The sequence below is a fragment of the Variovorax sp. CAN15 genome, assembly GCF_030462475.1.
Classification (GTDB): Bacteria; Pseudomonadota; Gammaproteobacteria; order Burkholderiales; family Burkholderiaceae_C; genus Variovorax.
In genome coordinates this window covers 20,485-32,455 of the sequence record NZ_JASMRZ010000067.1, presented here as the reverse complement: position 1 = coordinate 32,455, position 11,971 = coordinate 20,485, and the positions used below count along the sequence as shown (strand labels likewise).

Here is an 11,971-nt window from a genome sequence, read left to right as displayed (position 1 = left end):
GCACCACCCTGGCCGAGGCCAAGGCGCTGCTGAACAAGCACAAGCTCGAGCGCCTGCTCGTCATCAACGGCGACTGGGAGCTCAAGGGCCTCATCACCGTCAAGGACATCACCAAGCAGACCAGCTTCCCCAACGCCGCGCGCGACGCAAACGGACGCCTGCGTGTGGGCGCGGCCGTCGGCGTGGGTGACGGCACCGAGGAGCGCGTCGAGGCGCTGGTGAAGGCCGGCGTCGACGCCATCGTGGTTGACACCGCCCACGGCCACAGCGCCGGCGTGATCGAGCGCGTGCGCTGGGTCAAGAAGAACTATCCGCAGGTCGACGTGATCGGCGGCAACATCGCCACCGGCGACGCCGCCCGCGCGCTGGCAGAGGCCGGCGCCGATGCGGTCAAGGTCGGCATCGGCCCCGGTTCCATCTGCACCACCCGCATCGTGGCCGGCGTGGGCGTGCCGCAGATCATGGCGGTCGACAGCGTGGCCACCGCGCTGCAGGGCACTGGCATTCCGCTGATTTCCGACGGCGGCGTGCGCTACTCGGGCGACATCGCCAAGGCCATCGCGGCCGGCGCCAGCACCGTGATGATGGGCAGCATGTTCGCCGGCACCGAAGAGGCGCCTGGCGAAATCGTGCTGTACCAGGGCCGCAGCTACAAGAGCTATCGCGGCATGGGCTCCATCGGCGCGATGCAGCAGGGCAGTGCCGACCGGTACTTCCAGGAATCGACCACCGGCAACCCCAACACCGACAAGCTGGTGCCCGAAGGCATCGAAGGCCGCGTGCCCTACAAGGGCTCGATCGTCTCCATCGTCTACCAGATGGCCGGCGGCGTGCGCGCCAGCATGGGCTACTGCGGTTGCGCGACCATCGAGGACATGCAGAACAAGGCCGAGTTCGTCGAGATCACCACGGCCGGCATCCGCGAGAGCCACGTCCACGACGTGCAGATCACGAAGGAAGCGCCGAACTACCGCGCTGAATAAGTGCATTCTGGCCAGACCTTGAAAGTCAGGCCACATCGGGTTTAGAATTTGGGCCAGATTTAAAACTTCTGGCCCAAATGCAATCCATCGGTATCGCTGAAGCCAAGAACAACTTCTCGGCCCTGATCGACTCGGTCGAAAAGGGCGAGGAGGTTCGCATCACACGCCACGGCAAGGAAGTCGTGCGCATGCTGCCGGTGCGCCGCAAGCCGGTCATCACCGACGAGCAGATCGAGCGCGAGCTGGGCCAGATCGACGCGCTCCACGCCACCATCCAACCAGGCCCGCAGCCGCGCGCCTTGCTCGACGAAGGGCGCCAGCAATGACGGCCTTCGTCATGGATGCCTCGGTCACAGCTGCCTGGCTGCTGCCCGACATGGCCAGCGAACATACCCGCAGGCTCTACGCCGCCATCCGCCGCGACGAGGTCGAGCCGCAGGCGCCCAACGCCTGGCAATGGGAGTGCGCCAACATCCTCGCCAACGGCGTGCGCAGCGGCCGCATTCCCTCGTACGCCGTCGAAGGGCTGTGGAGCGTGCTCGATGCCATCCGCCACCGCGTCGAGCTGCACGAACTCGCGCCGGCCCAGCACAAGGCCGTGCTCGCGGTGGCCATCGATGCCGGCATCTCGCTCTACGACGCGGGCTATCTCTGGCTCGCCAAGTCTCTCAATCTCCCGCTCGCCACCTTCGACGAGCAACTCATCCAGGCTGCTCCCCAGGCGGGAGTGAAGCTGCTCGACATTTCAACGCTCTGAGTCCCAACGCCCATGCAACACGACAAGATCCTCATCCTCGATTTCGGCTCGCAGGTCACGCAGCTCATCGCACGCCGCGTGCGTGAAGCCCACGTGCTGAGCGAAGTGCATCCCTGCGACGTCACCGACGAATGGGTGCGCGAATACGCCGCCGACGGCCACCTCAAGGGCGTGATCCTCTCCGGCAGCCATGCCAGCGTGTACGAGGAAACCACCGACAAGGCCCCGCAGGCCGTGTTCGACCTGGGCGTGCCCGTGCTGGGCATCTGCTACGGCATGCAGACCATGGCGCATCAACTCGGCGGCAAGGTCGAGGGCGGCCACAAGCGCGAGTTCGGCTTCGCGGCCGTGCGCGCCCACGGCCACACCGCACTGCTGAAGGACATCGCCGACTTCACCACGCCCGAAGGCCACGGCATGCTCAACGTGTGGATGAGCCACGGCGACAAGGTCACCGAACTCCCGCCGGGCTTCAAGCTCATGGCCAGCACCGAGAGCTGCCCGATCGCCGGCATGGCCGACGAGGCGCGCCGCTACTACGCGCTGCAGTTCCACCCCGAAGTGACCCACACCGTGCAGGGCAAGGCGATCCTCGAGCGCTTCGTGCTCGGCATCTGCGGCGCCAAGCCCGACTGGGTCATGCGCGATCACATCGCCGAAGCCGTCGAGAAGATCCGCGAGCAGGTGGGCGATGAGGAAGTCATCCTCGGCCTCTCGGGCGGTGTCGATTCGAGCGTGGCCGCCGCGCTCATCCACCGCGCCATCGGCGACCAGCTGACCTGCGTGTTCGTCGACCACGGCCTGCTGCGCCTGAACGAGGGTGACATGGTCATGGAGATGTTCGAAGGCAAGCTGCACGCGAAGGTGATCCGCGTCGACGCCAGCGATCTCTTCCTCGGCAAGCTCGCGGGCGTGAGCGATCCCGAAGCCAAGCGCAAGATCATCGGCGGGGAGTTCGTCACCGTGTTCAAGCAGGAGGCCGCCAAGCTCAAGGCCGGCGACGGAGGCCACAAGGGCGCCACCTTCCTTGCTCAGGGCACCATCTACCCCGACGTCATCGAATCGGGCGGCGCCAAGAGCAAGAAGGCCGTCACCATCAAGAGCCATCACAACGTGGGCGGTCTGCCCGAGCAGCTGGGCCTCAAGCTGCTCGAGCCGCTGCGCGACCTGTTCAAGGACGAAGTGCGCGAGCTCGGCGTGGCCCTCGGCCTGCCGCCCGAGATGGTGTACCGCCACCCGTTCCCCGGCCCCGGCCTGGGCGTGCGCATCCTCGGCGAAGTGAAGAAGGAATACGCCGACCTGCTGCGCCGCGCCGACGCGATCTTCATCGAGGAATTGCGCAACTTCACCGACGAAGCCACAGGCAAGACCTGGTACGACCTCACCAGCCAGGCCTTCACCGTGTTCCTGCCCGTCAAGAGCGTGGGCGTGATGGGCGACGGCCGCACCTACGACTACGTGGTCGCGCTGCGCGCCGTGCAGACCAGTGACTTCATGACCGCCGATTGGGCCGAGCTGCCGTACGCGCTACTGAAGAAAGTGTCGGGGCGCATCATCAACGAGGTGCGTGGCATCAATCGCGTGACCTACGACGTGTCGAGCAAGCCGCCGGCGACGATCGAGTGGGAGTGAAGGGTTCCATGGGGTTTGGCGGAACCGGCGTGTGCAGGGCGCGTCGCCGACCAGGCCTCAATTGAGCGTGATGTTGGCCTTCTTCGCCACCGCGTCGAATTTCGCGAGGCTCTTCACGACGAATTTCTGGGCCTCCGCCGGCGAGAGCTTGCCGGCCACCTGACCGCCTGCGTCCAGCGCAGCCACCACCTCGGGTGTGCGGCTGGACTCCTCGATGGCGGCATTGAGCCGCGAGACGATGCGCGCATCAACACCTGAGGGGACCGCCGCGACGAAGTACTGCGTCGCTTCATAGCCCTTGAGGCCGGCCTCTTCCATCGTCGGCACATCGGGCAGGCTGGGTATGCGGAAGGTCGTCGTCACCGCGTAGGCCTTGAGCTGGCCCGACTTGATGTGCGCGAGCACGGGAGTCACGCCCAGCATGCCCAGGCTGGTCTGGCCGCCGATGATGTCCGTCACCGCCTGGCCGCCGCCCTTGTAGGGGATGTGGACCATCTCGGTGCCTGCCATGCTGTTGAACAGTTCGCCCGCCAGGTGTTGGCCGGTGCCGGTCCCCGAGCTCGCGAAGTTCCATTGCGAAGGCGTCTTCTTCATGGCTTGAATCAGTTCGGAGAGGTCGCCCGGCGCTCCTTCCTTCTTGCCGACCAGCACGATCGGGCCCTGCGACATCAACGCGACAGCAGAGAGCTCCTTGCCGATTTCCGGCTGGCGCTGGCCGTAGAGCACCGGGCCGGGAACGGTCACAAGCGTGTAGCCGTCCTTGGGTGCACGGGCCGTCGCCTGCAGCGCCAACGCGCCCGACGCACCGGGCCGGTTTTCGATGACGATGGACTGCCCGATCTTCTCGGAGACGGCCTTGGCGATCACGCGCGTGATCACGTCGACCGAGCCTCCGGGCACGAAGCCCACCATCCACGTGATGGGCTTCGCCGTCGGCCAGGGCTTTTCCTGTGCCAGGGCCGGGTGCAAGTACAAGCAACCGGCAAGGCCAGCAACGACGAGAAGACGGCGTGAAATGTGGAAGGGCATGAGCAACTCTCCAGTTGGAACGATGTGCGTGAAAGAAGGAAGGAAGTGGCGCGCTCAGTCGGCGGCACCTGGCGGTGTGTTCGGGAACTGCAGGCAGCTGTCGTTGAAGGCCTTCAGCATTCGCAGCATCGGCCCCATCACCCAGGTGTTGAAGACCAGCACATCGGTTTCTTCCTTGGGGTCGCGAATGATGTTGAACAGGTAGGGCGACTCGAGCTTGCCCTTGCCCTCGTTGACTTCGGGCTCCCAATAGAAATGCAGCTTCCAGTCGCGCCATTTCAGTGCGCGCAACTCGTTCTTGATGAAGAAGGGGAAGCCCTCGCGCGCCGATTTGGCCTGCTCTCCCCGCAGGAAGGGCAATTGATCGACGCCATCGATCGGACGGTCCGCAGGAATCTCGGCGCCCGCGACCTTCGCCAGCGTTGCGAATACATCCGTCACATGCACGATCTCGTTGCTGACGCGGCCTGGCTCGATCCGCCCTGGCCAGCGCGCAATGAAGGGCACGCGCAGGCTGCCTTCCATGGCCGTGTGGTACGTGCCGCGCCATGGGCCGGCCGTGCCGCGATAGGGCGCGCGGAACTCGGGGCCGTTGTCGCTGCAGAAGATGAACAGCGTGTCGTCCGCCAGCCCCAGGCGCTCGACCTCGTCGATGACCTGGCCGACACGGTGATCCATCTCGGCCATGGAGTCGGCGAACTCGCCATTGCCCGTGCGACCGGCAAAGTCGCGGTGCGGCAGCGTGGGGAAGTGCAGGTGCACCATCGGCAGGTACAGGAAGAACGGCCGGCCGGCCTCGCCGTGCCGGCGCATGAAATCGCATGAGCGCGCAACGAGTTCTTCGTCGATGGCGCGGCGCGATTCGAGGTCGTAGACCTTGACCTGGCGCGAGGGCTCGCCGCAGCGGCCTTCCATGATGTAGGGCAGGTCGACCACGCTCGGATCGAAGCCGGTGGTGGACGTGAACTGGCTCTCGTCCGTGGTGCGCGGAATGCCGTACCACTCGTCGAAGCCGCGGTCGGAGGGGTAGCGGCCTTCGATGTCGCCGAGATGCCATTTGCCGTAGTGCGCGGTGGCATAGCCGCGCGACGACAGCAGCTGCGCGAGCGTGATCTCGCGCCGCGTGAGCCCCTGCGGCATGCCCGGTGGAACGGACTGCAGGCACCCGGTACGGATGGGATGGCGCCCGGTCATCAGCGCCGAGCGCGTGGGCACGCAGTCGCTCTCGACGTTGAAGTTCTGAAGCAGCAGGCCCTCGCGGGCCAGCTGGTCGATGCGTGGCGTGGGTGCGCCGCGCAACGCGCCGCCGCCGTAGCAGCCGAGCTCGCCCCAACCCAGGTTGTCGGCGACGATCAGGATGATGTTTGGCAATGACATGGATGGCTTCTTTGCAATTGGGAGGCTCCCATTGCACTGCCAGATCCACGCCAGAATCAGTCCGTCACGTGCACAGTTTCATTCGTCTGGGGAATGGCCTTTCGGGCGGTACGAGGACACCAGCTCGCGAAAGTCCGTCATCAGCGGCGACCATCTCGCGCCCGGGCGCGACAGAAGCACCAGCGTCCGGTTCACAACGAGTTCGGGAATGTTCAGCGGCACTGCCTTGCCCAGCCAGCTGCGCAGCACGGAGTCGGGCACGATGCTCAGGAGGTCGGTCGAGGTGAGGATTCCCATTGCCGCCTCGGAGGTGTATTCGGTCTCGACGGCCACGTTCGGCAGGGGCACGCCGTTGCGTTCGAAGATGGCGAAGAAGTACCTGCGCGCCGCACTTTGCGGGGGCGCCATCACCCACGCATAGGGCGTGAGGTCGTTCAAGCCGACGACCGGCTTCTTCGTCAGCGGATGCCCCAGCCGCACCACCACGCGAATGTGGTCCTCGCCGAGCTGGAGCTGCGTGCTCTGCAACGACTGGCCCTTGTAGGAGGGCACGACCGCCAGATCGATCTCGCCGTCGTCGACGGCCGCATCGAGCGCGTCGGACTTGCCGATGCGAAGGCGCAGCCTCATGCCGGGGCGTTTGCGCACCATCTCGGCGGCAGCCATCACCGCGACACTGTCGGCGGCCGGGCTGGTGATGCCGAGGCGCAGCAGACCGGCATGTCGCGCGCGAAGTTCGGAGGCGGCGCGCGTGAGATCGAAGCGCTGCAGCTCGAAACGTCGAGCGGCTTCCAGGAACATCTCGCCCTCGGCCGTCAAACGTGCACCGTGCAGCCCCCGTTCGAGCAACTGCACGCCCACCTCGTCTTCAAGCCGGCGTATCGCCTTGGAGACCGAGGGCTGGGTGACGCCCAGATGCTGCGCAGCACGGCTGATGCTGCCACTGCGCACGATTTCTATGAACGCGGTGAGGTCTGCGACAGAGAGATTCATGCTGTTAAGGAGTGCGCTGGGAGTAGTGCCGGCATTATCGAGTTGCGCTCTGCATGGCCTTGAGCCGTGCCCCTTCTACCGGTGCCGGTGGCCGCCGCATCATCACCTTGTCGCGGCGAGCCATCCGACGACCGGGTCGGCATCTCGAACCCTCGTGTCCCTCCGCCTCACAGGCCCAGCCAGGCCCGCAGCGCGGCGAAGGTGATGAAGTCCAGTTCGGCGCCGTTGATCCGGTTCCACTGCTCGCTCATCGCAGCCAGGTCGTAGCCGATGCCCACCGACGAGACGAAGCTGCGCGGATGCCAGGGCATCTGCGCGGCCCCTGCCGTTCAGGCGCAGGTGCTGAACCCCAACGTGTGCCCGGGCGGCACGCTCTACAGCAGCCGCGACGAGGGTGCCTATTCCAGCTTCAGCACGGCGCGCGATGTGGTGCAGGCCGACTGCCAGAGCAACATCGCAGGCGGTGCCGAGTCACAGGCCGGGATCGACCTCACTTCAGGCAATACGGCCATCGGGCGCTCGGCAACGGCCTCCGGCAGCAATGCGTCGGCCTACGGAATCCGGGCACAGGCCGCGGGCAACGGCGCGACCGCGATCGGCCTGCGCAGCAACGCGAGCGCGAATTCGGCCACCGCGATCGGCTCATTCACAGAAGCAAGCGCGGCCTCGGCCGTGGAGGCGGTCTCGATCGGTGCGGACAGCGCCTCCAGCGAGGAGCGTGCAGTGGCGGTCGGCAACGACAGCCAGGCGAGCGGTGTGCGCGCCAGTGCTTTCGGCGTCAACAGCAAGGCGCGCGACGAGCGCAGCACCGCCGTCGGTGCCGACAGCGATGCGGGTGACTGCGGCAGCGTTGCATTGGGTTCGGCCTCGCGCGCTTCCGGCGACGGCGCACTGGCGCTGGGACGCAACGCATGGGCCAGCGGCGTGCGTTCCATGGCCTTGGGCGTGCTGAGCACCGCCAGCGGCCAGAACTCGGTGGCCATCGGCGCCCGGAGCAACGATGGAGGGCGCAGCAACGTGGTGTCCTTCGGTTCCCCGGGCAACCAGCGCACGCTGACCAATGTCGCGGGCATCGAGGCCAGCGGCCAGGTCAGTGCCGGCGCCTTGTCCGTCGGTGGAGATGCGATGCGGCGGTGGGCGGCCGGCTCGTCACGCAGGGCGGCATCGACAACCGCGGGGCAGGCATCGTCAATGCCGGGCGCATCAGCGGCGTCGTTGCCGGAGACGTCAGCGCCACATCGACCGATGCCGTCAACGGGGCGCAGCTGTACGGCTTGCGCACCACCGCCGAGCAGACCCTGACCCTCGCGACCAACCGGGGCGCACAGGTGATCGACATGACCCAGCAGCTGCAGACCCACACGACGCAGATCCAGGAGCAGTCGGTGCAGCTGCAGGCCGTGGTCAACGGCCAGCTCGGCGTGTGCACGGTGAACGGCGGGGCGCTGCGCTGCTCGGTTCCCGGGCAGGCGGCGGCCAGCGCCAGCGGCATGGGGGGCGTCGCAGTGGGCATCGGCGCCTCGGCGCAGGGCGACGGCGCACGCGCGCTGGCCGACCCGACCACGGCCATCGGTGCGGCCTCGCTGGCCAGCGGTGTCAATGCGGTGGCATTGGGGGCGAACGCCAGGGCCTTGGCACCCGAATCGGTGGCCCTGGGGCAAGGCTCGGTGGCCGACCGCGCTTCCACGGTGAGCGTGGGCAGCGCGACGGCGCCGCGCCAGATCGTCAACGTGGCACCGGGCACCCTGCCCACCGACGCGGTCAATCTCTCGCAGCTGGAGCGCGCGAACGCGCAGCTCGGCGCGCAGGTGCAGGGCGTGCGCGACTTCGCGGCGCGCGGCATCGCCCAGGCGATGGCGATGCCTTCGGTGCCGACGCTGCAGGCCGGGCGCCGCTGGGTCGGTGCCGCGGCAGCCCACTATGCGGGCCAGAGCGCGCTCGGCATGGGCTTCGCGTACCAGCTCGACGACCACTGGCAGTTGGGAGGCGGGCTCTCGGTCGCCACCGGCTCCGGCGCGCAAGTCGGCTACCAGTGGTAGCCGGCGCGAATCGGCGCCGGGTCTGCACGATGCGCCGATGCAGGACGAAGCCGAGACTCAGAAGCTCGCCTTCAAACCCACCGTCACCATCCCGCCCTTCGCCTGCTTCGACAGCTTGCCGAAGTAGTCGTAGTCCGCGGTGATCGACAGGTTCTGCGTCATCCGGTATTCGGCGCCGAAGCCGGCCATCATGCCGGTCGAGCTGCCCGAGATGCGCTGGCCGGGCAGCACCCAGTTGTTGTCGCCGGAGATGCGTCCGCGCGCGATGCCCAGGCGGCCGTTGAGGGCGAAGGACTCGCCCAGCGGCAGGCGGGCGGTGGCGGCCGCATAGAAAACCTGGCCGGTGCCTGCCTGCAGGCGGGAGTAGGCGCCGTTCGTGCTCCATTGGCTCACGCGGCCGAGACGGGCGTAGCCGGCTTCCACGCCGAAGGTTTCCGTCAGTCGATAGCCGCCGTAAAGCTTGTAGGCAGTGCCCGCCTTGCTGCTCTTTTCGCCGCCCCACGGCACGGGTGCACGGTTCGAAGAAGAGAGGCTGTAGCTCGAGCGGCCGAGGGCGCCGCCTACATAGATTCCGCCGTCCTGGCTGGGGCCGGCGGCGCTCGCGGTCATGGAGGCGGTGCCGAGCAGCAGGGCTGTTGCGAGGACGGTGCGGGCGTGCGTGTTCGTCAAGATGAAGTTCCTGGTTGGATGACGGGTTGATTGATCGACTGAGATCGCTTCGACAGGTGGCTGCCGTGCATTGACTGCCGCGGCGCCACCAGCGTGAGACGATTCTCGAAACGCAGCCTGAAGGAGTGCTTGCCGCTTGCTGAAGGAAACATGAAGCGCGCAAGCCTTGGGCGATGATCGAGGCATGTCAGATCAGCTTCTTCTTCCCGGCATCGAGCCTGCGCCCAAACCCCTGCCACGCCCTCGAAGCAAGGTGCGCGGCAACAAGGCTCCGTTGCCCGGGCACTCTCTCTTCTTCGCAATTCTTCCGGGCCCGCAGGATGCCGCTTCGATCGCCGGGCTGGGCGATCGCATGAACTCGCAGCACGCGCTGAAAGGAACATTGGTCGCGGCGCATCGCCTGCACGTCACTCTCTTTGATCTGGGCGAGTACGCAGAGGTGCCGGCCGACAAGGTCGCGTTGGTCATGAAGGCAGCTGCCTCGGTGCCGCCTCCCGCGTTCGACATCGTCTTCGAGAAGGCAATGAGCTTCGCCAAGGGCGCGCTCGCGCTGTGCTCCGACGACGAGGAGGGCGTCGGAGCGCTCAAGGCTTTCAGGCAGCGCCTGGGCGAAGCACTCGCCGATGCGGGCCTGAAGCCCGCGCGCTCCTTCACGCCGCACATGACGCTGGCCTACGCGCGGCGCAAGCTGGAAAGGCACGCGCTCGAAGCACCGGTCCGGTGGTCCGCAGGCTCGCTGGTGCTGATCGACAGCCACGTGGGCGAAGGCGTGCACGAAGTGCTGGGCCGGTGGCCCGATGCGGCTTGAAGAGGGCCTTCGCCTTCTGTTCCGCCTCGCATCGGCGCCTTCTGTATCTGTTTCGTCTCGCGGGCGCTGACGACAATGGCACTCCCTTTCACGGAATCGAAATGACAGCAGAAAAGACCCGGGACCAGATCGCCGACCAGATTGCCGCCGAGCTGGGCCACAGCTTCGAGGGCGAGATCATTGCCGGTGGCCACTACGTGCCGCTGGTGCGCGACGGCCGAACCATCTATCTCAGCGGCCAGGTGCCGCGCGTGGGCACCACGGTGGTGGTCACGGGCCGCGTGGGCGATGCCGTGTCGCTCGAAAAGGCGCGTGAAGGCGCGCAGATCTGCGCATTGCGCAGCCTCGCGCTGCTGCGGCGCGCCCTCGGCTCGCTGGACGTGGTGGAGAAGGTTTTGCGCGTCGGCGTGTTCGTGCAGTGCACCGCCGATTTCACTCAGCAGAGCGAAGTGGCCGATGCGGCCTCCGACTTGCTGCACCGCGTGTTCGGCGACGCAGGCGTGCACGTGCGCACGGCGGTCGGTGTCTACGCGCTGCCGAAGAACGCGGCCGTCGAGGTGGAGATGACGGTCGCCGCAAAGCAGAACATCGGCTAACGCGGAACGAGGTCCAAGATGTCCCTTGCCAACTGAGCGATCGTCAGCGGCGCGCAGCCTTCGGCGTTGTTGCTCACGGTGACGAAGGCGTTCTGGCCCCCGCGAGTGGTGCCCGCGATCACCTTGGCGAGCGCGGCGCGGGTTTCCGGATCGGGGTCGACGATCTTGTCGAAGGGGCCGTAGAGCTTTTCCGCGTCTTCGTAGCCGAAGCGTCCGTGGCGCCGGTGCAGGTTCCAGCGGCACACCAGCGGACCGGGCCACATGGCGCGCAGCATCGGCAACTGCTCTTCGATGGGCGGCATCTTGGCGTGCAGGCCCATGCAGAAGGTGGCGCCCACGCTGCGCAGCATTTCGGCAAAGACGGGGTTCAGCAGCCGCGGGTCGCGCACTTCGACGGCGATCACCGCGTCGGGCGCGATCGATGAAATGTCGGGCAGCGATTCGAGCATTGCCGCGATGCGCGCCAGCAGCGCGGGCTGGTCGGCCAGGATGTGTCCCGGAATCGGGCTCAGCTGGAACACCAGCACGCCGATGCGATGGCCGAGGCCCTCGAGCGCGGGCTGCACGAACTCCTGCCGCGCGATCTCGCTGCTGAGGAACACCGGGTTGGCCTGCATGCCGCGGCCGCTTTCGTCGCGCACGGTGGCATCGGTCACGAGGCTGGGTGCCTTCACCATGAAGCGGAAGTCGTCCGGCACCATGGCCGCGTAGCGTGCGTACTGGCTGGCGGTGAGGGCGCGGTAGAAATTGCGGTCCACGCTCACGGTGCGGAACAGCGGGTGCTTCGAGAGTGCGCAAAGGCCGTTCTTCGAGAGCGCGGTCTCGGCGTATTCGCCGTCCCAGACAAGGTTGGCCCAGCCGGGGTAGCTCCACGAGGAGGTGCCGAGCCGCAGCGTGGGCGGCAATGCGGCGGCCAGTTCCACGAGTTCCGGATCGGTGGGCGCGGGCTCGACAGTCGCCGTGCGCGGCTTCTGCTTCTTCTTCGCAGCTGGTTCGGCGGGCGGCGGCGCGGCCGAAGGTGCGTCCTCGGGGCGCGGAAGATCGGGAAAGAGGGAGTCCTGTACGTCGGCCATGGCTGGTGCCGCATT

The 11,971-nt window shown here is 67.0% G+C and carries 13 protein-coding genes and 1 pseudogene; 8 read left to right on the top strand and 6 right to left on the bottom strand.

What is annotated here, in order from left to right; genetic code table 11:
* The 4 genes from QMO14_RS26610 to guaA all read left to right on the top strand — a co-directional run.
* Positions 1-983: IMP dehydrogenase (locus QMO14_RS26610; protein WP_301510837.1), on the top strand; the 983-nt coding region annotated here is incomplete at its 5' end.
* A 77-nt stretch (positions 984-1,060) separates the two neighbouring features.
* Positions 1,061-1,309: a type II toxin-antitoxin system Phd/YefM family antitoxin gene (locus tag QMO14_RS26605; RefSeq protein WP_093195299.1), complete on the top strand. Its 249-nt coding sequence runs from the start codon at positions 1,061-1,063 to the stop codon at positions 1,307-1,309.
* Positions 1,306-1,740: a type II toxin-antitoxin system VapC family toxin gene (locus QMO14_RS26600; RefSeq protein WP_301510834.1), complete on the top strand. Its 435-nt coding sequence runs from the start codon at positions 1,306-1,308 to the stop codon at positions 1,738-1,740. The genes QMO14_RS26605 and QMO14_RS26600 overlap by 4 nt, the downstream gene beginning before the upstream one ends.
* A 12-nt stretch (positions 1,741-1,752) precedes the next feature.
* Entirely contained in the window at positions 1,753-3,372 is a 1,620-nt protein-coding gene (guaA, locus tag QMO14_RS26595) for a glutamine-hydrolyzing GMP synthase (protein WP_301510833.1), read from the top strand.
* A gap of 57 nt (positions 3,373-3,429) precedes the next feature.
* Here the strand turns inward: guaA and QMO14_RS26590 are convergent, their stop codons facing one another.
* The 4 genes from QMO14_RS26590 to QMO14_RS26575 all read right to left on the bottom strand — a co-directional run bounded on the left by QMO14_RS26590 (position 3,430) and on the right by QMO14_RS26575 (position 7,082).
* Positions 3,430-4,341, bottom strand: a complete 912-nt coding sequence (locus tag QMO14_RS26590; RefSeq protein ID WP_301510832.1) for a tripartite tricarboxylate transporter substrate binding protein — start codon at positions 4,339-4,341, stop codon at positions 3,430-3,432.
* A 114-nt stretch (positions 4,342-4,455) separates the two neighbouring features.
* Positions 4,456-5,778 (bottom strand): arylsulfatase, encoded by a 1,323-nt coding sequence (locus tag QMO14_RS26585; RefSeq protein WP_301510830.1) that lies wholly within the window; start codon positions 5,776-5,778, stop codon positions 4,456-4,458.
* A 78-nt stretch (positions 5,779-5,856) separates the two neighbouring features.
* Positions 5,857-6,771, bottom strand: a complete 915-nt coding sequence (locus QMO14_RS26580; protein WP_301510828.1) for a LysR family transcriptional regulator — start codon at positions 6,769-6,771, stop codon at positions 5,857-5,859.
* A gap of 167 nt (positions 6,772-6,938) precedes the next feature.
* Complete coding sequence (locus QMO14_RS26575; protein ID WP_301510826.1) at positions 6,939-7,082, bottom strand: hypothetical protein; 144 nt, start codon at positions 7,080-7,082, stop codon at positions 6,939-6,941.
* Here QMO14_RS26575 and QMO14_RS33420 point away from each other — a divergent pair.
* Together QMO14_RS33420 and QMO14_RS26565 are read left to right on the top strand one after the other, a co-directional pair.
* Positions 7,042-7,731, top strand: a pseudogene (locus QMO14_RS33420) (hypothetical protein); the annotation flags it as partial. The gene QMO14_RS26575 and the pseudogene QMO14_RS33420 overlap by 41 nt on opposite strands.
* Positions 7,732-7,904: 173 nt before the next feature.
* Positions 7,905-8,810, top strand: a complete 906-nt coding sequence (locus QMO14_RS26565) for a YadA-like family protein (protein ID WP_301510823.1) — start codon at positions 7,905-7,907, stop codon at positions 8,808-8,810.
* A gap of 57 nt (positions 8,811-8,867) precedes the next feature.
* On the opposite strand, the gene QMO14_RS26560 is transcribed toward QMO14_RS26565, so the two are convergent.
* Positions 8,868-9,479 carry a porin family protein gene (locus QMO14_RS26560; RefSeq protein ID WP_301510821.1) on the bottom strand — a complete coding sequence of 204 codons (612 nt, stop codon included), beginning with the start codon at positions 9,477-9,479 and terminating at the stop codon, positions 8,868-8,870.
* A gap of 184 nt (positions 9,480-9,663) precedes the next feature.
* Between QMO14_RS26560 and QMO14_RS26555 the strand changes: the two genes are divergently transcribed.
* Together QMO14_RS26555 and QMO14_RS26550 are read left to right on the top strand one after the other, a co-directional pair.
* The gene (locus QMO14_RS26555; protein ID WP_301510820.1) at positions 9,664-10,287 is read left to right on the top strand and encodes a 2'-5' RNA ligase family protein; all 624 of its coding nucleotides are present in this window, start codon (positions 9,664-9,666) and stop codon (positions 10,285-10,287) included.
* A gap of 101 nt (positions 10,288-10,388) precedes the next feature.
* The gene (locus tag QMO14_RS26550; RefSeq protein ID WP_301510818.1) at positions 10,389-10,883 is read left to right on the top strand and encodes a RidA family protein; all 495 of its coding nucleotides are present in this window, start codon (positions 10,389-10,391) and stop codon (positions 10,881-10,883) included.
* On the opposite strand, the gene QMO14_RS26545 is transcribed toward QMO14_RS26550, so the two are convergent.
* Positions 10,880-11,956 carry a DUF72 domain-containing protein gene (locus tag QMO14_RS26545; RefSeq protein WP_301510816.1) on the bottom strand — a complete coding sequence of 359 codons (1,077 nt, stop codon included), beginning with the start codon at positions 11,954-11,956 and terminating at the stop codon, positions 10,880-10,882. The genes QMO14_RS26550 and QMO14_RS26545 overlap by 4 nt on opposite strands.
* Between the last annotated feature and the right edge of the window lie 15 nt (positions 11,957-11,971).